This window comes from Micromonospora sp. MGP-C2, from assembly GCF_057766525.1.
In genome coordinates this window covers 580,199-603,554 of record NZ_JBYMEN010000002.1, presented here as the reverse complement: position 1 = coordinate 603,554, position 23,356 = coordinate 580,199, and the positions used below count along the sequence as shown (strand labels likewise).

Here is a 23,356-nt window from a genome sequence, read left to right as displayed (position 1 = left end):
GGAACGCGGAGGACCGTAGGCCCGGCCGGTGTTTGGGCGTGGCGCAGCACGCGCTCGGACGCACGCAGCGGCGGCACCGGAGGAGATCCGGTGCCGCCGCTGGACGGTCAGAGGTATTGACCGGTGTTGCTGGCGGTCTCGATGGACCGCCCGGCCTCGGCGCCCTTGCCGCCGGAGACGAGCGTGCGGATGTAGACGATCCGCTCGCCCTTCTTGCCGGAGATGCGGGCCCAGTCGTCGGGGTTGGTGGTGTTGGGGAGGTCCTCGTTCTCGCGGAACTCGTCGACGCAGGCGTCGAGCAGGTGCTGCAGGCGCAGCCCCTTGCGGCCGGACGTGAGGAACTCCTTGATGGCCATCTTCTTGCTCCGGTCGACGATGTTCTGGATCATCGCGCCGGAGTTGAAGTCCTTGAAGTAGAGGACTTCCTTGTCACCGTTGGCGTAGGTGACCTCGAGGAAGCGGTTCTCCTCGGTTTCGGAGTACATCCGCAGCACCACGGCGTCGATCATGGCCGCCACGGTGGCCTGGGCGTCGGCTCCGTGCTCGGCCAGGTCGTCCGGGTGCAGGGGCAGCCCGGAGAGGATGTACTTGGAGAAGATGTCCTTGGCCGCTTCGGCGTCCGGTCGCTCGATCTTGATTTTCACGTCGAGTCGACCGGGGCGCAGGATCGCCGGGTCGATCATGTCTTCCCGGTTGGAGGCGCCGATGACGATGACGTTCTCCAGGCCCTCCACGCCGTCGATCTCGCTGAGCAGCTGCGGGACGATGGTGTTCTCCACGTCGGAGGAGACACCGGAGCCGCGGGTCCGGAAGATCGAGTCCATCTCGTCGAAGAACACGATCACCGGGGTGCCCTCGCCGGCCTTCTCCCGTGCCCGCTGGAAGATCAGCCGAATGTGCCGCTCGGTCTCGCCGACGTACTTGTTGAGCAGCTCAGGGCCCTTGATGTTGAGGAAGAAGCTGGTGTGCTTCTCCTTGCCCTGCCGTTCGGCGATCTTCTTGGCCAGCGAGTTGGCCACCGCCTTGGCGATGAGCGTCTTGCCACAGCCGGGCGGGCCGTAGAGCAGGATGCCCTTGGGCGGGCGGAGCTGGTGCTCACGGAACAGGTCCGCGTGCAGGAAGGGAAGCTCCACCGCGTCGCGGATCTGCTCGATCTGCGACTGAAGGCCACCGATGTCGCCGTAGTCGACGTCGGGCACCTCCTCCAGGACCAGCTCCTCGACCTCGCTCTTCGGGATCCGCTCGTACGCGTAGGCCGAGCGGGGCTCGATCATGAGCGAGTCGCCGGCCCGGATCGCCGAGCCGATGAGTGTCTCGGCGAGGTGCACGATGCGCTCCTCGTCGGAGTGGGAGACCACCAGCGCCCGGTCGCCCGGCCCGCCGTTCGGCCCCTCCAGGATCTCCTTGAGCATCACCACCTCACCGACCCGCTCGTAGCCGAACGCGTCGACGATGTTGAGCGCGTCGTTGAGCAGGACCTCCTGGCCACGGCGCAGGTCACCCACCTCGAGGGAGGGCGAGACCGCGACCCGTAGCTTGCGGCCACCGGTGAAGACGTCCACCGTGCCGTCCTCGTGCTTGGCCAGGAAGACGCCGTACCCGCTCGGCGGTTGCGCGAGCCGGTCGATCTCCTCCTTGAGCGTCACGATCTGCGTGCGAGCTTCCTTGAGGGTGCTCACCAGCCGGTCGTTGTTCTCGGTCAGCCGCGCCAACTGTGCCTGGGTGGCCGCCAGCCGCTCTTCGAGCTGCCGGACGTGTCGGGGGCTTTCGGTCAACTTGCGCCGCACCAGAGCGAGTTCCTCCTGAAGGAACGCGACCTGCGTGGAGAGATCGTGGGCTTCCTTCTCCCACCGTGCGGCGCGCGAGTCCGCGTCGTCGCTGCGTGCTGCCACGTCCCACCTCCCCGGGGGGCTTGAACGTTCTGCCCTAACACTAGCCGCTATGAGGCCGATTCGGTCCCACGCAACACCCTCGTCACCGAACCTTGATCGCCAAGGGTGGCCTGACGGGCCGTTACCGGCGTTCGGGTACCGTCGAAGCGTAGGACGGGAGAACATGGGGGGTGCACCGTGGCCGAGGTCGCGACCGATCAGCTGCAGGTCTGGGTGGACCAGGATCTCTGCACAGGCGACGGGCTCTGCGTGCAGTACGCGCCAGAGGTTTTCGAGTTCGACATCGACGGTCTCGCCTACGTCAAGGGCGCCGACGGTGAGCTGCGGATGGCGCCGGGCAGCCGCGTCGACGTGCCGGAGCACCTGCGACTCGAGGTGATCGACTCCGCGAAGGAATGCCCCGGCGACTGCATCCACGTGGTGCGCGGCGACGGTGTCGAGGTCGCCGGCCCGGACGCCGAGGACTGAGCGACCCACCGGCCGGGCCGCACGGCCCGGCCGGCCCCGAAAGGGGTACGCCTCAGAGCATCGGACGACCGACCACCGAGGCGACCAGCCGCGCGAACTCCTCCAGCCGGGCGATCTGACCCGCCCCGCCATCGTCGAGGGTCTTGCCGAAGCGCAACGCGTCGTGCCGTGGCGTGCCGGCCATCTCCTCGGTCGGCGGCGCCTCGTCCAGTGAGGTCAGCAGCAGGTAGACATCGATGCTGTCGACCCGGATCTCGCCGCTCTCGGCACGGTTGAGTCGCCGCCGACAGCCGACCTCGGTGACGGTCGAGACCGGCACCACCCGCAGCGACGAGGTCATCGAGCCCGGGGGGCCCTCCTCCGGGGGTACGTCCTCCCCGTGCCAGAGGATCAGGCGGCTGCCGTCGCACACGACGACCTCCTGCCACACGCCGTTGACCTCGTTGACGAAGCGTTCCAGGGTGAAGCCGAGCACCGACGCCCCACGCAGCACGCCGCCGAGTGCCTCCAGGGCGACGTCCGGGTCGCGCAGGTAGGCCCGCGCCGCCGACTCCAGATCCTGGTACGGCGACCAGTCGGGAAAGACCGCGGGAAGGTCACCGCCGCCGTAGCCCGGTCGGCTCATGCCGGCGCCTCCCCCTGCTCGGCGGTGCCCACGCCCAGCTCGATGGTCACGGCCTGTCCATCTCCCCCGTACCGTCGGGCTGCGCACCGGCCGCCTGGGCGGCGGTGGCCTGTCGGGCCGCCTCCGCCTCACGCAGGTCCTGGCGGCGCTGCGCGTACGCCTCGTTGCCCTTGCTGGGCTTGCGCCGACGCGGCGGCGCGGTCACCCCCGGGGCGAGCTTGCGCGCGGACACCAGGAACGCGGTGTGCGCGATCATCCGGTGGTCCGGGCGGACGGCGAGACCCTCGGCGTGCCAGTCGCGGACCAGGGACTCCCAGGCGCGCGGCTCGGTCCAGCCGCCACGCTCGCGCAGCGCCTCCACCAGCTCGGAGAGCTGCGGCGTGGTGGCCACGTAGCCGATGAACACCCCGCCGGGCACCAGGGCCCGCTCGACCATGTCGAGGGTCTCCCAGGGGGTCAGCATGTCCAGGATGATGCGGTCGAAGCCGGTCTCCTGGCACTGCGCGACGTCGCCGACGTGCAGATTCCACGACGGGTGCGGCCCGTTGAAGAACGCCTCGACGTTGCGCTTGGCGATCTGGGCGAAGTCGTCACGCAACTCGAACGAGTGCAGCTCACCCTCGGTGCCGACGGCGCGCAGCAGGGAGCAGCTCAGCGCGCCGGAGCCGGCGCCAGCCTCGAGGACCTTCGCGCCGGGGAAGATGTCACCCATCGCGACGATCTGCGCAGAGTCCTTCGGGTAGATGACCTGCGCGCCGCGCGGCATGGACAGCACGTAGTCCGACAGGAGTGGCCGCAGGGCCAGGAACGCGGTGCCGCCACCGGCGGTGGTCACCACACTGCCGTCGGGGAGCCCGATCAGCGTGTCGTGCGCCAGGATGCCGCGGTGGGTGTGGAACTCCTTGCCCGGCTCCAGCGTCACGGTGTGCATCCGCCCCTTGGGGTCGGTCAACTGGACCCGGTCGCCGGGCCGGAACGGCCCTCGGTGCACGGGTGTCAGCGCCGGGGTGGCGGGGACGGTGGAGGGAGTTGCGGTCACGGTGTCATCTTCCGGTTGGGTTCGAGGAGCTGTGCCAGGTCCGCGATGTGCAGAATGCCGACGACATCTTCGCCTGACGTCACCACGTACTGCGCGCCCGGGTGGGTCTGTACGGCCTCCATCACCCGCTCGCCGTCCCACCCGAGGGTGAGCGTGGGAAGTGTGCCCAGGGACCGGGCCACGGCGTCCACCGCCAGCCACGGCCGGCGCTCGACGGGGACCGCCTCGGCGGCGGCCGGGTCGACCAGCGCCACCGGTCGGCCGGTGGAGTCGGTGACCAGCAAGGCGGCGCCGGGTTGAGCGGCGTCGGCGCGTCGGCGTTGCGCCTCGGCCAGGGGCGTGCCGGTGCTCACCGGCCAGACCGGGCGGGCCAGCCGGGACAGGTCGATCAGCGGGAACCGGCGGCTGACCCGGGCGGCCCGGATCGACTGTCCGGCGCCGCGCCAGAGGGTGACGGCGACCAGCAGCATCAGCGGCAGCGCCAGCGGCGCCAGGCGGTCGGCGACGGTGAGCAGCAGGACCACGACCGTGGTGCCGATGGCGACGACACGGCCGGCCCACCCGGCGACCTCGGTGCCGAGGTGCCGGTCCCGGGTCAGCCCCCACACCGCGGCGCGCAGCGCCCGGCCACCGTCGAGCGGCAGCCCGGGCAGGCTGTTGAACAGCGCGACGATGACGTTGCTGACCGCGAGCTGGAAGGCGAGCTGGTGGGCCACTGTCCCCTGGGGCAGGGCGAGCGTGGCGGCGACCGCGAGGACGCCGAGCACCGCGGAGACCGCGGGGCCGGCCAGGGACACCAGCAGGTCGACACGGGGTGACGGGGCGTCCCGGTCCATCTCGGTGTAGCCGCCGAGCAGTTCCAGGGTGATTCCGCGCACACCGATGCCGTACCGCCGGGCGGTGAGGGCGTGACCCAGCTCGTGCAGCAGCACCGAGCCGAGCAGCGACACCACGAAGCCGAAGCCGATCAGATAGCCGCTGATCTGCGGCAGGTCCAGCTGCCGGCGGGCGAACTCGGCGTACAGCACGGCGATGAGCACCGCGAACAGGACCATGGAGACGTTGAGGTGCAGCGGCACCCCGAACACCCGGCCGACGTTCAGGCCGGGGCGCCGGTCGGGTCGGCGCGGCGGCCGGGATGTCTGCTCCATCGCCACGATGCTACGGACCGTCGCTGTGTGGGGCGGGCGGCGGTCGGTGTCACACCGGTGCCCTAACCTTTGCCGACATGACGGCGGAACCGGTCACCACTCCCCAACCTTCCACCCCGGCGCAGGCGCCGCCGACGGTGCGGGCCTCGCTGTCGCCGTCGCGTGCGGCGGATTTCAAGACCTGCCCGCTGCTCTACCGGTTCCGCAGCATCGACCGGCTACCCGAGCGCACCACCATGGAGCAGGCCCGGGGCACGCTGGTGCACGCGGTGCTGGAGCGCCTGTTCGACCTGCCCGCGCAGGGCCGCACACCGGCGGCGGCCGGCGATCTGGTGGCCCCACAGTGGGACCGGCTGGTCACCGAGCAGCCGGAGCTGGCCGGGGTGTTCGACGGCGCCGAGCCGGCCGACCCGGTGGAGTTCCTCCGCTCGGCCGCCGGGCTGCTGGAGGGTTACTTCGCCGTGGAGGACCCGACCCGGTTGGAGCCGGCCGAGCGGGAGAGCCTGATCTCGGCGGTGGTCGACGACGAGTTGCTGATCCGGGGTTACCTCGACCGGCTCGACGTCGCCCCGGACGGGGCGCTGCGGGTGGTCGACTACAAGACCGGCGGCGCTCCGCGGGAGGCGTTCGAGGCGCGGGCGCTGTTCCAGCTCAAGTTCTACGCCCTGGTGCTGTGGCGCACCCGGGGGGTGGTGCCCCGGGTGCTGCGGCTGCTCTACCTGCGTGACGCCGAGGTGTTGGACTACACGCCGGACGCCGACGAGCTGGTCCGCTTCGAGCGCACGGTGGTGGCCCTGTGGCGGGCCATCGAGCAGGCCACCGCCCGGCAGGATTTCCGGCCTCGACCGAGCAAGCTGTGCGACTGGTGCAGCCACCAGGCGCTCTGTCCCACCTTCGGTGGCACTCCGCCGCCGTTCCCGGTCGCGGCGGCGAGTGCCGACCCGCTGCGCGACTCCCGGTCGGTTCCGGTGGTGCCGGGCGCCGACGAGTGACAGCCACCCCCGCGTCGCGGTGAGGTCGGTCCGGCTCCGGCGACGCTGATCGCCTCCTCGGGTCGGTGGGCGAGCCGCGCCGATCGGTTGGGGACCCGACCGCAGCGGTGCCGCTGCGGTCGGGACAGGGCGACCGGCCGGCCTCTACGGTGATTCGCGACGCACCCGCCGACGTACGCGAGGATGACCGGGTGCGGCAGGCCGGACAGGAGGCGGGATGACCGAACGGGCGACACCGGGGCGGCCGGTGCGGATCCTGCTCGCCGACGACCAGCCGCTGCTGCGTACCGGGTTCCGGATGGTGCTGGGCGCCGAGGGCGACCTGCACGTGGTGGCGGAGGCCGGTGACGGCGTGGAGGCGGTGGAGCTGTCCCGCCGGCTGCTGCCCGACGTCGTTCTGATGGACATCCGGATGCCCCGGATGGACGGGGTGGCCGCGACTCGGGCGATCGTCGACGCCCGACTGCCGGTGCGGGTGCTGGTGCTGACTACCTTCGACCTGGACGAGTACGTGGTGGGCGCGTTGCGTGCGGGCGCCAGCGGGTTCCTGGCCAAGGACGTGCCCGCCGAGGAGTTGATCGCGGCGATCCGCACTGTCGCCGGTGGGGACGCGGTGGTGGCTCCCCGCATCCTGCGGCGACTGCTGGACCGGTTCGCCGAGCTGCTGCCCGACCCGGCGGCGACGCCGTCGGCGGCGCTCGACGCGCTCACCGACCGGGAACGCGAGGTGCTGGTGCAGGTCGCCCGAGGGCTGTCCAACGCCGAGATCGCGGCGGTGCTGTCGGTCAGCGAAACCACCATCAAGACCCACGTGGGGCATGTGCTGACCAAGCTGCGGCTGCGCGACCGGGTGCAGGCCGTCGTGCTGGCGTACGAGTCGGGCTTGGTCCGCCCCAGGGCGTAGCCGCCGGCGGCCCGACTACCTCACCCGGCGTACTCGAAGATCCCACCGTGGGGTGACGGCCGCCGTTGCCTCCGTCACCTACCGTGACCGGAGACGGCCCGGCGCGGTTGACCCTCCTGTGACGTGAGGGGACACAGTCGGAGCCGGCGGGGGGTTTCGCCGGCTGGAAACACGGTCGACCGGTCGCCGGGTCAGGGGCAACCCTGATCCGACATGGGGGTGCACCCGCAGCGGAATATCCGCTCCGGGTCAGCCCCTGGGCGGACGGGGCGGGCGTGAGCAGCACCGATGATTGAACTAGTCGCGCCGGACCATCGGGGGGCGGCGTGCATTTTCGGACAGACGGAAGAGGTAGATGACGTGACCGCGACGGTAGGCCAGCAGGCGCAGGCCGCGGCCCGGGCGAACGACGTGTGGAAGGTGTACGGCAGCGGCGAGGCTCAGGTCATCGCGCTGCGGGGGGTCAGCGCGGAGTTCGAACGTGGCCGCTTCACCGCGATCATGGGGCCGTCGGGGTCCGGCAAGTCGACGCTGATGCACTGCCTGGCCGGCCTGGACTCGGTGACCCGGGGGACGGTGCAGATCGGTGAGACGACCGTGACCGGGCTGGGTGACGCGGGTCTGACGAAGCTGCGCCGCGACAAGGTCGGGTTCATCTTCCAGCAGTTCAACCTGCTGCCCACCCTGACCGCGAAGGAGAACATCCTGCTGCCGCTGTCGATCGCCGGGCGCAAGCCGGACCCGGCCTGGTACGACACGGTGATCAACACGGTTGGTCTGCGGGACCGGCTGGACCACCGGCCGGCGCAGCTCTCCGGCGGGCAGCAACAGCGGGTGGCGTGCGCGCGGGCCCTGGTCTCCCGCCCGGAGGTGATCTTCGCGGACGAGCCGACCGGCAACCTGGACTCGCGCTCCGGCGCGGAGGTGCTCGGCTTCCTGCGTAATTCGGTGCGCGAGCACGGCCAGACCATCGTCATGGTCACCCACGACCCGACCGCCGCCGCGTACGCCGACCGGGTGGTCTTCCTCGCCGACGGGGAGATCGTCTCGGAGCTGATCGAGCCGACCGCCGAGACGGTGCTGGACACCATGAAGAAGCTGGACACTCCGGCTGAGGTGGGCAACTGATGTTCCGGGCGACACTGAAGAGTCTGCTGGCCCGCAAGGTCCGGCTGATCCTGTCCGGGCTGGCGGTCGTGCTCGGGGTCATGTTCGTGTCCGGCGCCTTCGTGCTCACCGACACGCTGGGCCGTTCCTTCGACTCGGTCTTCGCCGACGGCTTCTCCGAGATCGACGTGAACGTCGCGGCGAAGCCGAAGGTGGAGCTCAACGAGATGGAGGGCGAGCAGACCTCCGCTCCCCTGCCGGCCGCCCTGGTGGACCGGGTGAAGCAGGTGCCGGGCGTGGCCTCGGCCACGGGCATCGTGAACGCCGACGGCGCGCGGGTGATCGGCAGCAACGGCAAGGTCGTCAGCTCGTTCGGTCCGCCGCAGCTGGGCGAGAACTGGACCGGTGAGAGCGACCTGCTGCAGCTGCGCGAGGGCCGCGCGCCGCAGGCCGAGGACGAGATCGTCATCAACAAGTCCCTGGCCACCACGGCGAAGGTGCAGGTCGGCCAGAAGGTCGGCGTGCTCACCGCGTTCGAGTCGAAGAAGCGGGACTTCACCCTGGTCGGCATCGCCGGTTACAGCGGTGACCGGGACTCCATCGGCGGGGTCAACGAGGTCTTCTTCACCACGCCGGTGGCGCAGCGGCTGATGCTGGGCGAGCCGGACACGTTCAGCAGCATCACCGTGAACGCCGCCAACGGGGTCTCCGACGAGAAGCTGCGCGACGACGTGGCCCGCACCCTGGGCGCGGACTTCGACGTGAAGACCGGCGAGCAGGTGGCCGCGGACGCCTCGGCCAGCCTGAAGGAGGGCCTGTCCTTCTTCAACAAGATCCTGCTCGGCTTCGCCGCGGTGGCATTGCTGGTGGGCACGTTCCTGATCCTCAACACCTTCTCGATCATCGTGGCCCAGCGCACCCGCGAGTTGGCGCTGATGCGCGCCATCGGGGCCAGTGGGCGGCAGATCATCGGTTCGGTGGTGCTGGAAGCCATCGCGGTCGGTCTGATCGCCTCGGTGCTCGGCCTCGCCGCCGGCATCGGGGTGGGCGCGCTGCTGGCGTTCCTGTTCGGCAAGCTGGCCGGCGGCCTGACCCTGGCCGGGATCGGTGTGCCGGCGGCAGCGGTGATCGGGTCATTCGCCGTGGGGCTGGTCATCACTGTGGTGGCGGCGCTGCTGCCGGCGCTGCGGGCATCGCGGATCCCGCCGATCGCGGCGATGCAGGACGTGGCCACGCCGGACCGGCCGTTGACCAAGATCACCGTGACCGGGTCGGTGGTCACCGGCATCGGCGCGGTGCTGCTGTTCCTCGGGCTCAGCGGCAACGCCGGCGGTCAGACCCTGGCCACCATCCTCGGCGGGGTGCTGTTCGCCTTCATCGGCGTGGCGCTGCTGACCCCGCTGATCAGCCGGCCGGTGGTGAGCCTGCTCGGGGCGATCTTCTCCTGGTCGGTGCCGGGCAAGCTGGGCCGGCTCAACTCCGGGCGCAACCCGCGCCGTACGGCGATCACCGCCGCGGCGCTGATGGTCGGCATCGCGCTGGTCACCGGCGTCACGGTGATCCTCGACTCGGCCAAGGGCAGCATCAGCGCGCTCGCCCAGGACACCATCAAGGCCCAGCTGGTGATCTCCGGGCAGCAGGGCGGTCCGCGTCCGCCGAGCTTCGACCCGGGCGTGTTGGACAAGGCGAAGGCTCTGCCCGGCGTGCAGCTGGTCGACGGTGAGTACGGCGACATGGCGAGGGTCGACGGCGAGAGCACCTGGGTCGCGGCGAGCAGCGACATCGCGTCGTTGCGGCAGATCTTCGGCGCCAAGGCCACCGCCGGTGACATCGACCGGCTCGGGCCGACCCAGATGCTGGCCAGCTCGGACACCGCCACGTCCCGTGGCTGGTCGGTGGGCTCGACGGTGAACGTGCAGCTGACCCGCGGTGAGGTCCGCACGTACACGGTCAGCGGCATCTACGAGTCGTCGCAGCTGACCAACCCGGTGACGCTGCCGCCGGCCGCGGCGAAGGACTTCGCCATCCCGCAGCCCATCCAGGGCTTCATCCAGCTCGCCCCGGGCGCGCGGGTGTCCGACGTGCAGCCGCAGGTGGAGGCGCTCCTCGCGGACAGCCCCGAGGTGTCGGTGGCCGACCGGGACGCGTTCATCGAGCAGCAGACGAGTTCGCTCGACGGCCTGCTCACGATGATCCAGATCCTGTTGGCGCTGGCCATCATCATCGCCGTGCTCGGCATCATCAACACCCTGGCGCTGTCGGTGCTGGAGCGGACCCGCGAGCTGGGTCTGCTGCGGGCGATCGGCCTGCGCCGCGGCCAGACAATGGGCATGATCACGGTGGAGGCGGTGGTGATCTCCGTGTTCGGCGCGTTGCTGGGCGTGGTGGTCGGCACCGGCCTCGGCACCGCGGTGGTCGAGGCACTCAAGGACGAGGGCATCACCGACCTGATCCTCCCCTGGGGGCAGATGGGTGTCTTCCTCGGCCTCGCCGCGATCATCGGGGTGGTGGCAGCGGTGCTGCCGGCCATCCGGGCGGCCCGGATCAACGTGCTGGGCGCCATCGCCCACGACTGATCGGCACCATGGATGCCCCCGGTCGCCTGGCGATCGGGGGCATCGGCCGTCGCGGGCTGACCGATTCGACAGCGGCCGCCAGCGATCGACTGCCAGGCTGGTGGTGCCGGCAGGGCACCGGCCCGCCAGCGACCACGGCGGTGAGCGGGGGCCGGTGACATGACCGATCAGGACGCGTACCAGCGGGCACTCGACAACGCCGAGCGGCTCCTCGGTCAGCCACTGGTGCTGCCGCTCGGCGAGGGCGAACCGCCGGTCGGGCACGACTTCCGTCGTCTCGCCACCGTGCAGACCTTCGGCGAGGCATGGCCCCGGGAGGGCCTGGACCTGCGCAGCCGCTGCCTCGTCTCGGTGGCGGTCGCCGCCACCCTCGGCACCCACGAGCCGCTGCGGGGCCAGCTGCGCATCGCGTTGAGCTCGGGCGTGACCAAGGAAGAGATCGTCGAGGTGTTCATCCACCTGGCCGCGTACGCGGGGGCCGCGAGAGCGTTCGACAGTTACCAGGTGGTCGGGGCGGTCTTCGCCGAACGCCCGTGACCCGGGTCGACCCGTCAGCCCGTCGCCGCGGCCCGGTCGGTCAGCAACGCCGCGAGAAACTCCAGGTCCACGCCGGTCAGGCTCTCCGTCTGGCGTACGCCGACAGTGCTCGCGAGCGCCACCTCCGCCGGTACGGCCAGCACCGCCGCGCCGGACGCGAGCGCGCTGGCCACCCCGGTCGCGGAGTCCTCGATCGCCACACAACGCTCGATCGGCACACCCAGCAGCCGCGCCGCGGTCAGGTAGGGCTCCGGGTGCGGCTTGGCCGCGACCACCTCGTCACCGGCGACCACCGTGTCGAAGTTGTCCCGACCCAGGGTGTCCAGGGCGATCTCGACCAGCGCCCGGGGGCTGGAGGTGACCAGCGCGGTGGGGATTCCCGCCGCGCGGACCGCGCGGAGCAGCTCGAACGCGCCGGGCCGCCAGGGCAGGCCGGTGCGGAACAGCTCCAGGATCCGCGCGTTGATCCACGCCCCGCTGATCTCCGGATCCCGTTCGGGCTGCCCCAGGTCGTCGTGCAGGATGCGCATCGACTCGGCCATGGCGGTGCCGACGATCGACCGGCGGGCGTCCTCGGACAGCTCCCCGCCGTACTCCTGGGCGAGTTCCTGCAGCGCGACGTCCCACAGCTTCTCGCTGTCGACCAGCGTGCCGTCCATGTCGAAGAGCACGGCGGCGGGGTGATGGCTGCTCAGCGGATCCTCCAGGGTCGTGGCCGACATCGGCGATCCTGCCAGGCCGAGCCACCGCCGACGGCCGCGACGGGTGCCGACGTGATCCGGGCAACCCGTTCAGCCCAGGTCGCAGGCCTCCAGTGAGCGCTCGTAGCCGCGGAAGAACGAGTCGGTGCGCTGCTCGGCGGTGCCGTGCGAGCCCTCCGCGAACCACGGTTGGTCGGGGTCGTCGCCGACCGCCGCCACCCCCTCGCGGAACTCGTCCAGGTCGCCTTCGGCCAGGGTCAGCGCGCCGGCACGCACCGAGTCGCCGAGGTACGCCCCGGCCATGCAGTCGGCCTGCAACTCCTGCTGGATGGTGAAGCTGTAGTTGATGCCGAGGCGCACCTGGATGCCGTGCGCGTACTCGTGGCCGAGCAGGTAGAACACGAACGCGTCGCCGACCTGGCGGAACGCCGCCACGGACCAGGCGACGTCGTACGCGATGAAGTCGCCCTGCGAGCAGTAGACGGCGTTGTTGCGGGGCAACGGCTGACCACCGCAGGACACCTCGCCCGCCCGCTGGTAGGGGGTGATCCGCCGGATGGGCTGGAACCGCTGCCCGGACTCCTTGAACTGGGCCGCCCAGTAGCGCTCGGCGATCTCCTGCGCGTCGGCGACGTCCTGCTCGAACTCGGCGACGCTGGTGGTGCTGTCGGCCCGGGTGGTGCTCGGCCCCGGGGATGCCTGCGACCGGCCCGGGGCGGGACGCTCACCCTCCGGCTCGGCCAGCCCGCCGCCCGCGCAGGCGAGTGACACCAGCGCGGCGATCAGCAGCGCGGCCACCGGACCCCGGGCATCGCGCCTCGACCGTGTGCCCACTGTGCCTCCCCAGACATCGGTGCTCGCGGTGGTAGTACCCCGACGATGCGACCGAAACGCCCCGTCACCGGTTTCACGCGCGGCGCGACCGGACGGTTCAGGGCGGCGGGCTCGACGGGCGGCGGCTCCAACGGGCGGCACTGCCCGGGCGGGTCCTACGGGCAGTGCCGCTCAACCGCCCGACTCGCGACCGCGCTGCCAGGTGCCGCCCTGGTCGCCGTGCCGCTCGGCCTCGTACCGCTGCTGCCGCACCCGGGCGTCCCGCCCAGCCACCGGCTCGTCGCCCCCCACCCCACCGACCCGGGTCCCCCGCCCCCGCCAAACCACAACCCCGAACGCGGAACCAGCCACCGCCACAAAGATCCCCAGCACCACCCACACAGTCCCCATCCCGCCAAGCTAACCCCCACCCACCACCCGTTGACTGTCCCTGTTGCTCCGCGCTGGTGATCAAGAGCTTTGCGTCAGCCCGCCCGGCGTGTCGTGACGCAAAGCTCTTGATCACCGGGGCGGGTCGGGGTGGAGTTGGGGTGGGGTGGTAGGGATCTGGTGGGGTCGGGGTGGGGTGGGTGTCCGGGGTTGGGGGTTGGGTTCGACGTTTCTGGTGAGGCGGTGCCGCGGCGGCACCAGCCAACAGGAGGGAGCACCCGTGAAGTACATGATTCTGCTCTACGGATCGCAGCAGGACTACGACGTGTTGTCGGGGCGGGCTTCCGACCGGCCCGCGATGTCGGCCGAGCAGATCGCGGCGATGCACCAGCACATGGAGACGTTCCACCAGGCGCTGGCCGAGTCCGGGGAGCTGGTCGACGCCCAGGGCTTGAGCGAGCCCGTGCACGCGCGCCGGGTGCAGGTCCGCGAGGGCGCACCCGTGGTCACCGACGGGCCGTACCCGGAGACGCAGGAGGTCCTGGCGGGTTACACGATCGTGGAGTGCGCCAGCTTCGACCGGGCCACCGAGATCGCCGCCGGCTTGGTCGACCCCAACGCCCCCGGCGGGTACGTGGACGTGCGGCCGGTGCTGGAGGGCATCGAGGACCTGGCCGGCTGACCGGTGGCCCAGACACCTGTCGAGGACCTGCTGCGCGAGCTGGCGCCGCAGGTCCTCGGCGCGCTGGTACGTCGCTACGGGCATTTCGACACCGCCGAGGACGCGGTGCAGGAGGCGCTGATCGCGGCGGCGGGCGGTTGGCCGCGCGACGGCGTACCGGACAACCCGCGCGGCTGGTTGATCATCGTCGCGTCCCGCCGGCTGACCGACCTGCTGCGCCGGGAGCAGGCCCGCAGGCGGCGGGAGGACACGGTGGCGCGGTGGGTGCTGCCGGAGCAGTGGCGCGCTCCGGCGGCTGACCACCCGACGGCTGACGCGGACGACACGCTCATCCTGCTCTTCCTGTGCTGCCACCCGGCGCTGTCGCCGGCGTCGCAGATCGCGCTCACGCTGCGCGCCGTGGGCGGGCTGAGCACCGCTGAGGTGGCACGTGCGTTCCTGGTGCCGGAGGCGACGATGACCCGGCGGATCAGCCGGGGAAAGCAACGGATCCGCGACAGTGGACTGCGGTTCGCGCCGCCGACCGGCCCGGAGCGCGCGGACCGGCTCGACGCCGTGCTGCACGTGCTCTACCTGATCTTCACGGAGGGGTACGCGCGCACGGCCGGCCCCGGGTTGCTACGCGCCGACCTGACTGCCGAGGCGATCCGGCTGACCCGCCTGGTGCACCGGCTGCTGCCCGACGATCCTGAGGTCACCGGGCTGCTCGCGTTGATGCTGCTCACCGACGCCCGCGCTCCGGCCCGGCTCGGGCCGCACGGCGACCTGGTGCCGATGGCCGAGCAGGACCGGAGCCGGTGGCGGGCCGACCAGATCGCCGAGGGGGTCGACCTGATCACCGGGGCACTGCCGCGCGGGGTCGTCGGGCCCTACCAGCTCCAGGCGGCCATCGCGGCGGTGCACGACGAGGCGCCCAGTGCGGCGGCGACCGACTGGCCGCAGATCACCGCCCTGTACGAGGTGCTGCTCGGCATGTCCGACAACCCGGTGGTGGCGCTCAACCATGCGGTGGCGGTGGCGATGAGCCGCGGTCCGTCGGCTGGCCTGGCGCTGCTCGCCGACCTGGCCGACGATCCCCGACTGGCCGACGACCCACGGTTGCCGGCCGCCCGCGCCCACCTGTGGGAGCTGGTCGGTGAGCGGGTCGCGGCGCGGGAGGCGTACCGGATGGCGGCGTCCCGGTCGACGAACCTGGCGCAGCAGCGCTACCTGAACGCCCGCGCGGACCGGCTCGCGGGCGGCAGCGTGTGACGGTCAAGGGCTCGCGGCCAGGAAGACGAAGGCGGCCATCAACACCAGGTGTACGCCACCCTGCAGCACGTTGGCCCGACCCGGCACGACGGTCAGCACCGCGGTCACGGCGGTCAGCGCGAGCAGCGTGAGCTGGGTGCCGCCGAGGCCGAGCAGCAGCGGGCCGTCCAGCCAGATCGAGGCGATCGCGATGGCCGGGATGGTCAGGCCGATGCTGGCCATCGCGGAGCCGAGCGCGAGGTTCAGGCTGGTCTGGACCCGGTCTCGGCGGGCGGCGCGGGCGGCGGCCAGGGTCTCCGGCAGCAGCACCAGCAGGGCGATGATCACGCCGACGAACGCGTGCGGCAGGTTCGCCGCCGCGACCCCGGCCTCGATGGTCGGGGAGACCGTCTTGGCGTCGCCGACCACCGCGACCAGCGCCACCAGCAGCAGGCCCAGGCTGACCAGCGCCGCACGGGTGGTGGGTGGTTTGGCGTGCTCCTCCGTCTCGATGACCTTGCCCCGGCTGTCGACCGGCAGGAAGTAGTCGCGGTGCCGGCCGGTCTGCACGAGCACGAACAGCCCGTACAGGGCCAGCGACGCGACGGCGGCGAAGACGAGTTGGGCCGGGCTGAACTCCGGGCCGGGGCGGGCCGTGGTGAAGCTGGGGATGACCAGGCTCAGGGTGGCCAGGGTGATCACGGTGGCCAGCGCACCGCCGGTGCCCTCCGGGTTGAACACGGCCACTCGGCGGCGCAGCGCCCCGAGCAGCAGGGACAGGCCGAGTATCCCGTTACACGTGATCATGACGGCGGCGAAGACGGTATCGCGCGCCAGCGACTGGGTCTTCTCCGGCCCGCTGATCATGAGCGTGACGATCAGGGCCACCTCGATCACGGTGACCGCGACGGCGAGCACCAGAGACCCGTACGGCTCCCCCACCCGGTGGGCGACCACCTCCGCGTGGTGCACGGCCGCGAGCACCGCGCCGCCGAGCAGCACCGCGACGAGCACGATGACGGGCCCAGGCAGGCTCCGCCCCCAGGTGACCATCAATATCAGGACGGCGAGCACGGGTACGACAAACGTCCAGTCGGTCAAGCGGGAGCGAAGGAGGGCGGCCATGCCTTACAGAGTGCCAGGTCAAGTGATCATGTGCCCACCATCGACGCGGCGAAATGCGGCCGTCCGTGGCCTTCACCACGTTAACCCGTAACCGATAGGTTACGCTTCCCAGGTGAACGAGGTGGCCACCGCGATCGCGGATCCGGTACGACGGCACATCCTGACCCTGCTGCGCGACGAGCCGTTGTCCGCGGGCGACATCGCCCAGCGATTCGTGATCAGTCGACCCGCGATCAGCCGCCACCTGCGGCTGCTGCGCGAGAGCGGTCTGGTGCACGACGAGATGGTCGGCCGACAGCGGATCTACCGATTCGATCCGCGCCCGCTCGCCCCGCTGGTCGACTGGCTCGCCGCGCTCGCGGCCCCCGACCGGTGGGAGCGGCACCTCGACGCGTTGGAGACCGAGGTCTATCGCACCCGCCGAGAGCGCCGCAGCCGCGGCCCGGCGGAGCACCGAAGGGAGCACACGGCATGACCCGTACACCCGCCGGACGCCTGTTTCGCACCGCCACCGGCCACGATCTCGTCCTGACCCGGACGTTCCGCGCCCCGGCGACGGACGTCTGGGCCGGCCTGACCGAGTCGGAACGCACGGCCCGCTGGTTCGGCCCCTGGAAGGGCGACGCCGCGCCCGGACGGACCATCCAGGTCCAGATGGCGTACGAGGAGCAGCAGCCCTGGTGTGACGTGCGCATCGACGCGTGCGAACCAGAGCGACGCCTCGCCGTGTCGATGATCGACAGCTACGGGACCTGGCTGCTGGAGATGGTGCTGACCGAGACCGACGGCACCACCGAGCTGCGGTTCGTCCAGCACCTCACCAGCGTGGAGGGCATCGCCGAGGTCGGCGCCGGCTGGGAGTACTACCTGGACATGCTGGTCGCCTCCCGGGACGGCTCACCCCTCCCCCAGTTCGACGACTACCACCCCACGATGCAGCCCTACTACCAGGCGCTGACCGCCGAGGCGTCCACCCCGCACGCCTAACCGTCGATCTCCTGGCGCAGCTTGCCAAACTCGGCGGTCAACGCCGGCAGCGGAAAGTGCGCGTTCAGACCGCTGGGGTTGGGCAGCACCCAGAGCCGGGCCGGGCCCAGCCGGTCCGGCTGCGGACCCAGCCCGGCCCGGGGTCGGACGAAGGCGATCCGGTACGCGGTCACCCCGAGGATGGCCACCCACCGCGGCCGGTACCGCTGCGCCTTCACCGCCAACCCCGTCACGCCGGCCACCAGTTCCGCCGACGTCAGTTCGTCGGCGCGGGCGGTGGCCCGGTTGCTCAGGCTGGTGATGCCCAGGCCCTGGCGCAGCAGCTCGTCGTGTTCCCACGGGTGCAGCTCCCGCTCGGTGAAGCCGCCGCCGTGCAGGGCCGGCCAGAACCGGCTGCCCTTGCGGGCGAAGGGCAACCCCACGGCGGCGGAATAGAGGCCCGGGTTGAAGCCACAGAACAGCACCCGCAGGCCGGGGCCGATCACGTCCGCGAGGCCGCGGCCGGCCGCCGCCGCCACCTCCTGCGGGGTCGGCCGCCGAAACGGCCCCGCCTGCTGCGCGCCCATCTGACCGATCCTGCCGTACGCCGGAGTGTCGGACCCGGCGCACGCCGACGATCACGCCTTGACACCCTCAACGCATGCAGTCAACCGACCACCTCGCCGCCAGCCGCTACGCCCGGATGCGCTGGAACACTCCGCTGTCGCAGGAGCACGCGGCGTTGCTGCTGCAACGACTCGACGTCCGCACGGGCGCGCGCGTGCTCGACCTCGGCTGCGGCTGGGGTGAGCTGCTGCTGCGGGCGGTCGCCGCCGGAGGCGTGTCCGGCCCGGTGGCGACGAGGGGCGTCGGCGTCGACACCGACGACGCTGCCCTCGCCCGGGGGCGGCGGCTGGCCGCGGGGCGGTCCCTGAACCGGCACGTCGCCTTCGTGATGGGCGAAGCGGCGGCCTGGCAGGAGCCCGCCGACCGGGTCCTCTGCATCGGCTCGGCGCACGCCTTCGGTGGCACCGACGCCGCCCTCGACGCCCTCGCCAGGGTGGTCCGGCCCGGCGGAAGGCTGCTGTTCGGTGAGGCGTACTGGGAACGTCCCCCCACGCCGGCTGTCGAGCAGACCTTCGGCGCGGAGGTCACGGATCTGCCGGGGCTCGTCGAAGCTGCCCGTGAGCGGGGATGGCGGGTGCTGCACCTGAGCACCGCCGACCAACGGGAGTGGGACGACTTCGAATCCACCTGGCTGGCGGGCCGCCAGGAGTGGCTGCTCAGCTACCCGGAGGACCCCCGGTCGGCCGATGTCCGCGCGGAACTCGACGATCGCCTGCGCGAGTACGTCGACGGCTATCGCGGCGTTCTCGGCCTCGCCTACCTCGTCCTCGGTCGCTGACCGGTCGCCCTTGCCACCCCTGGCTACGCTGCGCGCGGTGAGCGCCGGACCTCGTCTCGCCCTGCCCTGGCGGGTCCTCGTCGTGTCCGTCGGCGCTGTGCTGGTGTGGCTGCTTGTCGGGGCTCTTCTCGATGGCGACTACGGCCGCCCGACCCATGTGGCCAGGGCCATCCTCACGACGGTGCTCGTCGTACCCCTGGTGGTGGCCGCCCGTCGCCTGCTCGACCGTCGCCCCTGGACCGGTCTCGGGCTGCCCTCCCTGCGCACCGGTTGGCGACGACTGCTGCTCGGCATGGCCTGCTGGCTCATCCCCGCCGCCGCGGGGTTCGCGCTCTGCCTCGGCTTCGGTTGGGTCGAGATCCGCCTGCGCACCTCCGCGGCGCACGCCCTGGGCGTGGCGGCGCTGCTGGTCGTCCTCGTCTTCCTGTACGAGGCGCTGCCGGAAGAGCTCGTCTTCCGCGGCTACCTTCAGCGCAACCTCGCCACCCGGTTACCGGCCTGGCAGGCCGTCCTCGGGCAGTCCGTGTTGTTCACCCTGTTCGGGTTTCTGGTCGGCGCCGCCACCTCCCCCGACAGACTGCTGCTGTTCTTCGTCTTCGCTCTGCTCCTGGGTGGCTTCCGGGTCGCCACCGGCGACATCTGGGCGGGCATCGGCTTCCACGTGGCCTTCCAGGCAGTCGCCCAACTGTTCGGCGACGTGGGCGCCGTCTTCGACGTGACCGGATCGGGCGTCCTGGGACTGGTCGCCATGGGTGCCATACCGTTCACGTTCGGCTGGGCAGCCGTGCAACGGCTGCACCGCGACCGCCTGAGCTGGCAGGCACGTGAACCGGAGGCGACCGGCTGACGAGCACACCAACGGTCATGGCGTTCGCACGACGTCACCGGCGTCGGCTCGCCCGGCCGGGTGACCGGGCGGCGCCTGCGGAGCCGGTACGCGCTGGCGGGGCCATCCGCCCGGGCGCCGCGTCGGCGGGTGGGTGGGCTGGTCGCCGGCGCCGGGCCTGGGCACCACCAGGCAGACGATGGCGAGCAGCACGGCCGCGACGATGCCGTCGAGCCAGTAGTGGTTGCCCGTGGTCACCACCACCAGCAGGGTGGCGAGCGGGTGCGCCAGCCACAGCCACCGCAGGCGCCCGCCGGTCACCGCGATGAGCGCGACGGCCACGGCGAGAGCCCAGCCGACGTGCAGGGAGGGCATGGCGGCGTACTGGTTGCTCAACGCGTCCGTGTCGGGTGGGCCGTAGACGGCGGGCCCGTAACGGCTGCCCGTGTCCACCATGCCGGTCAGGGCGGTCAGTCGCGGCGGTGCCAGCGGGACCAGGAAGTGCAGCGCCAGTGCGGCCGCGGTGAGCCCGGCGAGCATGCGACGCGTCCAGAGATAACGCACGGGGTGTCGTACGTACAGCCAGACCAGACAGAGGACCGTGGCGGGGAAGTGCACGTACGCGTAGTAGCCGTTGGCCAGGTGCACCAACAGCTCGTGGGAGAGCACCGGACGTTGGAAGGCGGCTTCGTCGGGCAGGTGGAACAGGCGCTCCACCCGCCAGATCCACTCCCCGTTTCCCACAGCGGTCGACACCCGGTCGGCCCCCGCCACCCGAGCCGCCTTGTAGATGAGAAACAGTGCGGCGACGAGCCCCAGCTCACGGAGAGCCCGGCGCAGTGCGGCGGCTCGCCGGGCGGGTGCCACCGGCCGCGCCGATGGCAGCTCCGCGGTATCCACAGACCCCTCGATTCGGTGACGTTCGCTCGTAGCGGCCCTGGCTGGACAGACCGGAGCCGCCGCCGTCTTCGGACGGCGGCGGCCCCGGGTCGGACGGCCCGACGTCAGCGTCGGGGGGTCGATCCGTCGTCCGTGGTGTCGACGCGCACCTGGTCGAAGGCGGGAGCGCCGTCGATGGCGTCGGCACCGACGGCCGTCGACGTGGCGGCGTCCGGCAGGTCGAGGCTGGTCCGCAGGGTGATCGGCTTGAGCAGGAGCGCGGCGATGATGCCGACGACCCCGATGGCGGCGGAGATGAGGAAGATGTGTCCGGTGGCGTCACCGTACGCGGCCCGGACAATGTCCTGGACCTGCTCGGGCAGGGCGGTGATGTTGAGGTTGCTGCTGCCACCCGCGCTGCCGGAGGTGGGGATCCCGGCGGCGGCGAGGTCGTGGGTGATCTGGTCGCTGACCCGGCGGGCGAGGACGGCGCCGAGAACGGAGACGCCGATGGTGCCGCCGAGCGACCGGAAGAACGCGACGCTGGAACTGGCCGCGCCGATGTCCTTGAGCGAGACCGTGTTCTGGACGGCGAGAACGAGGTTCTGCATGGTCATACCGACGCCGACGCCGACGATGAACATGGCGGCGCCGACCAGGACGAGCGACGTCTCGTGGTCGATGGTGCCGAGCAGGGCGAAGCCGGCGACGAGGAGGATCGAGCCGGCGACGATGTACGGCTTGACCTTTCCGCTCTTGGTGATCAGCCGACCGGCGACGATCGAGGAGCCGAGGACGCCGGCCATCATCGGGATGGTGAGCAGGCCCGCCTCGGTCGGGCTGTAGCCGCGGCCGATCTGGAAGTACTGGCCGAGGAAGACAGCACCGCCGAACATGGCCATGCCGACCGCGAGGCTGCCGAGGATGGCCAGCGCGGTGGTGTGCTGACGCACGATGCCGAGCGGGACGACCGGCTCGGCAGCGCGCGACTCGACCCAGACCGCCAGTGCCAGCAGGACGAGCGTGCCGCCCACCATGGCCGCGGTCTGCCAGGAGGCCCAGGCGAACGAGCTGTCGACGAAGGAGATCCAGATCAGCAGCAGACTGACGCCAGCGGCGATGAGACTGGCACCCAGGTAGTCGATCTTGACGTTCTCCCGGCGTGCGGTCGGCAGGTGCAGGGTGGCCTGGAGCAGGATCAGCGCGATGGCGGCCACCGGCACGCCGACGAAGAAGCACCAGCGCCAGCCGAGCCAGGACGTGTCGACGATGAGGCCGCCGAGTAGCGGACCGCCGACCGTCGCGACGGCCATGACTCCACCGAGGTAGCCGTTGTAGCGGCCCCGCTCGCGCGGCGGGATCATGGCCGCGATCGCCACCTGGACGAGGGCCTGCAGGCCGCCGACCCCGATGCCCTGGAACGCGCGGGCGGCGATGAGCTGGCCGGCGCTCTGCGAGAAGCCCGCGATGACCGAGCCCACCAGGAAGACCACGATGGCGATCTGGATGAGGAGCTTCTTGTTGAACAGGTCGGCCAGTTTGCCCCAGATCGGGGTGGTTGCCGTCGCGGTGAGCAGGGTCGCGGTGACCACCCAGGTGTACTGGGTCTGCGAGCCGTTCAGCGATCCGATGATCTTCGGAAGCGCGGTCGAGACGACCGTGCTGCTCAGCATCGCGACGAAGAGCACCAGCAGCAGGCCACTGAGCGCTTCCAGTGTCCGCCGATGGGTCATCGGCTCAGCGCCGGCCGTGATGGTGGGTGCGCTCATCGCGCGGCCTCCAGGTTGTCGTTGTCGTTGTTTCCGAGGGCGACCTCGATGTCGCCGGTGAACCGGCCGAGGGCGGCACTGAGCGCCGCCACCTCGTCGGGAGTCCAGTCGGCGAGCGCTCGTTCGAGCACCTCGCCGTACCAGCGGTGGCTGTCGGCCAGGGCGGCACGGCCGGCCGGGGTGACCGCCAGGAAGGTCGCCCGCCTGTCGGTCGGGTCCGGCCGCCGCTCGACCAGGCCGTGCGCGACGAGCGCCGCGACCGAGCGGCTGACGGTCGACGCGTCCAGCCGAGTGCGGTCGGCCAGGTCGCGGGCGTGGCAGTCGCTGGAGAGCTGATCGATCTGTACGAGCATGCCGAGCATGCCCGCCGGAATCGCCGGGCGTTCGTCAGCCCGTCGCTGCTTCAGCAGTCGAACGCTTCTGACCAGGTCGTACAGGCGAAGGCCGAGTTCACTAGCGCCGCTTTCCACGTCTGCTCCCACACGAGAGTTGGTTGCCTCAAGCAAGCATTCACCGATCTTGCCCACTAGGCAAGTTTGCTCATTGAGAAGTCGCTCACCCGCACGTACCCTCGGTGCGATGGACGAGACGACCGGTCTGCGGGAGCGCAAGAAGGCGGCCACCCGTCTCGCCCTGCACGAGGCGGCCCTCCGTCTCGCCGCCGAAGAGGGCATCGACGCGGTGACGGTCGAGGCGATCGCCGACGCCGCCAACGTCTCCCGGCGGACCTTCTCCAACTACTTCTCGAACAAGGAGCAGGCCCTCTTCCACGGCGACACCATGCGCCTGCACCGGCTGTTGCAGCTGATCCGCGAGCAGCCCGTCGACGAGGCGCCGTGGACCGTCCTGAGCCGGGCAGCCGAGCGCCTCACCGAGGAGGTCTTCGGCGGTTCCGAGCCCTCCTGGCTGACCCAACGCCGGAAGCTGCGCGGGCACCCCGGCCTGGCCCCACACCAGGTGGCGGCGTACGCCGCGATCGAGCGCGAGCTGGCCGCTGAACTCGCCCACCGGCTCACCGACGACGACGTGGCACTGCGCTCCCGCCTCCTGGCCGCGACCTTCCTGGCCATCCTCCGGGTCGCCGTCCAGCACTGGATCGAGCACCCGGGCGACCCGATGGCGGAAACCGTCCGGACCGCACTCGCCGCGGCCGCTCCCGCGGCGTCGCACCGGGGCCACTGGACCAGCACCGGCGCCTAGCCCGCTCGCCGATCCCCGCAGAGTCCCCAGGGCCTTCGTGCCTCCGGTTCGCCCACGGGCTCAGCTCCCGCTGGCCGTC

General features: G+C 71.4%; 25 protein-coding genes. 13 read left to right on the top strand and 12 right to left on the bottom strand.

Annotated elements, in window-relative coordinates:
* Window positions 1-107 precede the first annotated feature (107 nt).
* Window positions 108-1,892, bottom strand: a complete 1,785-nt coding sequence (gene arc / locus AC3CF1_RS02390; RefSeq protein WP_088948109.1) for a proteasome ATPase — start codon at window positions 1,890-1,892, stop codon at window positions 108-110.
* A 177-nt stretch (window positions 1,893-2,069) separates the two neighbouring features.
* Here arc and AC3CF1_RS02385 point away from each other — a divergent pair, with 177 nt between their 5' ends.
* Window positions 2,070-2,360 (top strand): ferredoxin, encoded by a 291-nt coding sequence (locus tag AC3CF1_RS02385; RefSeq protein WP_074309704.1) that lies wholly within the window; start codon window positions 2,070-2,072, stop codon window positions 2,358-2,360.
* A gap of 52 nt (window positions 2,361-2,412) precedes the next feature.
* Here AC3CF1_RS02385 and AC3CF1_RS02380 read toward each other — a convergent pair whose 3' ends face one another.
* Genes AC3CF1_RS02380 through AC3CF1_RS02370 form a run of 3 tightly spaced genes read right to left on the bottom strand, consistent with a single transcriptional unit; the run spans window position 2,413 to window position 5,175 of the window.
* Entirely contained in the window at window positions 2,413-2,985 is a 573-nt protein-coding gene (locus tag AC3CF1_RS02380; RefSeq protein ID WP_088948107.1) for a hypothetical protein, read from the bottom strand.
* Between the two features lie 46 nt (window positions 2,986-3,031).
* Window positions 3,032-4,024 carry a tRNA (adenine-N1)-methyltransferase gene (locus AC3CF1_RS02375; protein WP_488449421.1) on the bottom strand — a complete coding sequence of 331 codons (993 nt, stop codon included), beginning with the start codon at window positions 4,022-4,024 and terminating at the stop codon, window positions 3,032-3,034.
* Complete coding sequence (locus AC3CF1_RS02370; RefSeq protein ID WP_354983970.1) at window positions 4,021-5,175, bottom strand: site-2 protease family protein; 1,155 nt, start codon at window positions 5,173-5,175, stop codon at window positions 4,021-4,023. The genes AC3CF1_RS02375 and AC3CF1_RS02370 overlap by 4 nt, the downstream gene beginning before the upstream one ends.
* 77 nt (window positions 5,176-5,252) lie before the next feature.
* Here AC3CF1_RS02370 and AC3CF1_RS02365 point away from each other — a divergent pair, with 77 nt between their 5' ends.
* The 5 genes from AC3CF1_RS02365 to AC3CF1_RS02345 all read left to right on the top strand — a co-directional run bounded on the left by AC3CF1_RS02365 (window position 5,253) and on the right by AC3CF1_RS02345 (window position 11,291).
* Window positions 5,253-6,167 carry a RecB family exonuclease gene (locus tag AC3CF1_RS02365; RefSeq protein WP_088948104.1) on the top strand — a complete coding sequence of 305 codons (915 nt, stop codon included), beginning with the start codon at window positions 5,253-5,255 and terminating at the stop codon, window positions 6,165-6,167.
* Between the two features lie 217 nt (window positions 6,168-6,384).
* Window positions 6,385-7,071, top strand: coding sequence for a response regulator (locus AC3CF1_RS02360; RefSeq protein WP_141909335.1), 687 nt, complete (start codon window positions 6,385-6,387; stop codon window positions 7,069-7,071).
* Window positions 7,072-7,431: 360 nt separating this feature from the next.
* On the top strand, window positions 7,432-8,199 hold the full coding sequence (locus AC3CF1_RS02355) for an ABC transporter ATP-binding protein (protein WP_088948102.1): 768 nt from the start codon (window positions 7,432-7,434) through the stop codon (window positions 8,197-8,199).
* Entirely contained in the window at window positions 8,199-10,754 is a 2,556-nt protein-coding gene (locus AC3CF1_RS02350; protein ID WP_488449420.1) for an ABC transporter permease, read from the top strand. The genes AC3CF1_RS02355 and AC3CF1_RS02350 overlap by 1 nt, the downstream gene beginning before the upstream one ends.
* A gap of 159 nt (window positions 10,755-10,913) precedes the next feature.
* On the top strand, window positions 10,914-11,291 hold the full coding sequence (locus tag AC3CF1_RS02345; RefSeq protein WP_088948100.1) for a carboxymuconolactone decarboxylase family protein: 378 nt from the start codon (window positions 10,914-10,916) through the stop codon (window positions 11,289-11,291).
* 14 nt (window positions 11,292-11,305) lie between these two features.
* Here AC3CF1_RS02345 and AC3CF1_RS02340 read toward each other — a convergent pair whose 3' ends face one another.
* The 3 genes from AC3CF1_RS02340 to AC3CF1_RS02330 all read right to left on the bottom strand — a co-directional run bounded on the left by AC3CF1_RS02340 (window position 11,306) and on the right by AC3CF1_RS02330 (window position 13,216).
* Window positions 11,306-11,962 carry an HAD family hydrolase gene (locus AC3CF1_RS02340; protein ID WP_328376347.1) on the bottom strand — a complete coding sequence of 219 codons (657 nt, stop codon included), beginning with the start codon at window positions 11,960-11,962 and terminating at the stop codon, window positions 11,306-11,308.
* 120 nt (window positions 11,963-12,082) lie between these two features.
* Window positions 12,083-12,826, bottom strand: coding sequence for a neutral zinc metallopeptidase (locus tag AC3CF1_RS02335; RefSeq protein WP_210794096.1), 744 nt, complete (start codon window positions 12,824-12,826; stop codon window positions 12,083-12,085).
* Between the two features lie 171 nt (window positions 12,827-12,997).
* The gene (locus AC3CF1_RS02330) at window positions 12,998-13,216 is read right to left on the bottom strand and encodes a hypothetical protein (RefSeq protein WP_354983971.1); all 219 of its coding nucleotides are present in this window, start codon (window positions 13,214-13,216) and stop codon (window positions 12,998-13,000) included.
* Between the two features lie 268 nt (window positions 13,217-13,484).
* Here AC3CF1_RS02330 and AC3CF1_RS02325 point away from each other — a divergent pair, with 268 nt between their 5' ends.
* Window positions 13,485-13,877 (top strand): YciI family protein, encoded by a 393-nt coding sequence (locus AC3CF1_RS02325; RefSeq protein ID WP_231927465.1) that lies wholly within the window; start codon window positions 13,485-13,487, stop codon window positions 13,875-13,877.
* 3 nt (window positions 13,878-13,880) lie between these two features.
* Window positions 13,881-15,128 carry an RNA polymerase sigma factor gene (locus AC3CF1_RS02320; protein WP_488449419.1) on the top strand — a complete coding sequence of 416 codons (1,248 nt, stop codon included), beginning with the start codon at window positions 13,881-13,883 and terminating at the stop codon, window positions 15,126-15,128.
* Window positions 15,129-15,131: 3 nt separating this feature from the next.
* Here AC3CF1_RS02320 and AC3CF1_RS02315 read toward each other — a convergent pair whose 3' ends face one another.
* Window positions 15,132-16,232, bottom strand: coding sequence for a calcium:cation antiporter (locus tag AC3CF1_RS02315; protein WP_099853335.1), 1,101 nt, complete (start codon window positions 16,230-16,232; stop codon window positions 15,132-15,134).
* 112 nt (window positions 16,233-16,344) lie between these two features.
* Between AC3CF1_RS02315 and AC3CF1_RS02310 the strand changes: the two genes are divergently transcribed.
* Window positions 16,345-16,707, top strand: coding sequence for a metalloregulator ArsR/SmtB family transcription factor (locus AC3CF1_RS02310; protein ID WP_172862031.1), 363 nt, complete (start codon window positions 16,345-16,347; stop codon window positions 16,705-16,707).
* A complete protein-coding gene (locus AC3CF1_RS02305) occupies window positions 16,704-17,219 on the top strand; it encodes an SRPBCC family protein (protein WP_488449418.1) in 516 nt (171 codons plus the stop codon). The genes AC3CF1_RS02310 and AC3CF1_RS02305 overlap by 4 nt, the downstream gene beginning before the upstream one ends.
* On the opposite strand, the gene mug is transcribed toward AC3CF1_RS02305, so the two are convergent.
* Entirely contained in the window at window positions 17,216-17,785 is a 570-nt protein-coding gene (gene mug, locus AC3CF1_RS02300) for a G/U mismatch-specific DNA glycosylase (RefSeq protein ID WP_488449417.1), read from the bottom strand. The two genes, AC3CF1_RS02305 and mug, sit on opposite strands and share 4 nt — an antisense overlap.
* 74 nt (window positions 17,786-17,859) lie before the next feature.
* Here mug and AC3CF1_RS02295 point away from each other — a divergent pair, with 74 nt between their 5' ends.
* Both AC3CF1_RS02295 and AC3CF1_RS02290 read left to right on the top strand, forming a co-directional pair.
* Window positions 17,860-18,603, top strand: coding sequence for an SAM-dependent methyltransferase (locus AC3CF1_RS02295; protein ID WP_488449416.1), 744 nt, complete (start codon window positions 17,860-17,862; stop codon window positions 18,601-18,603).
* Between the two features lie 37 nt (window positions 18,604-18,640).
* Entirely contained in the window at window positions 18,641-19,450 is an 810-nt protein-coding gene (locus AC3CF1_RS02290) for a CPBP family intramembrane glutamic endopeptidase (RefSeq protein ID WP_488449415.1), read from the top strand.
* Window positions 19,451-19,465: 15 nt separating this feature from the next.
* Here AC3CF1_RS02290 and AC3CF1_RS02285 read toward each other — a convergent pair whose 3' ends face one another.
* From AC3CF1_RS02285 to AC3CF1_RS02275, 3 genes are all read right to left on the bottom strand, one after another.
* Window positions 19,466-20,329, bottom strand: a complete 864-nt coding sequence (locus AC3CF1_RS02285; protein WP_488449414.1) for a phosphatase PAP2 family protein — start codon at window positions 20,327-20,329, stop codon at window positions 19,466-19,468.
* Between the two features lie 104 nt (window positions 20,330-20,433).
* The gene (locus AC3CF1_RS02280) at window positions 20,434-22,077 is read right to left on the bottom strand and encodes an MDR family MFS transporter (protein ID WP_488449413.1); all 1,644 of its coding nucleotides are present in this window, start codon (window positions 22,075-22,077) and stop codon (window positions 20,434-20,436) included.
* A complete protein-coding gene (locus AC3CF1_RS02275; protein WP_307871552.1) occupies window positions 22,074-22,547 on the bottom strand; it encodes a MarR family winged helix-turn-helix transcriptional regulator in 474 nt (157 codons plus the stop codon). The genes AC3CF1_RS02280 and AC3CF1_RS02275 overlap by 4 nt, the downstream gene beginning before the upstream one ends.
* A gap of 109 nt (window positions 22,548-22,656) precedes the next feature.
* On the opposite strand from AC3CF1_RS02275, the gene AC3CF1_RS02270 reads away from it, so the two are divergent.
* Entirely contained in the window at window positions 22,657-23,277 is a 621-nt protein-coding gene (locus AC3CF1_RS02270) for a TetR/AcrR family transcriptional regulator (protein ID WP_355162675.1), read from the top strand.
* The last annotated feature ends 79 nt before the right edge of the window (window positions 23,278-23,356 follow it).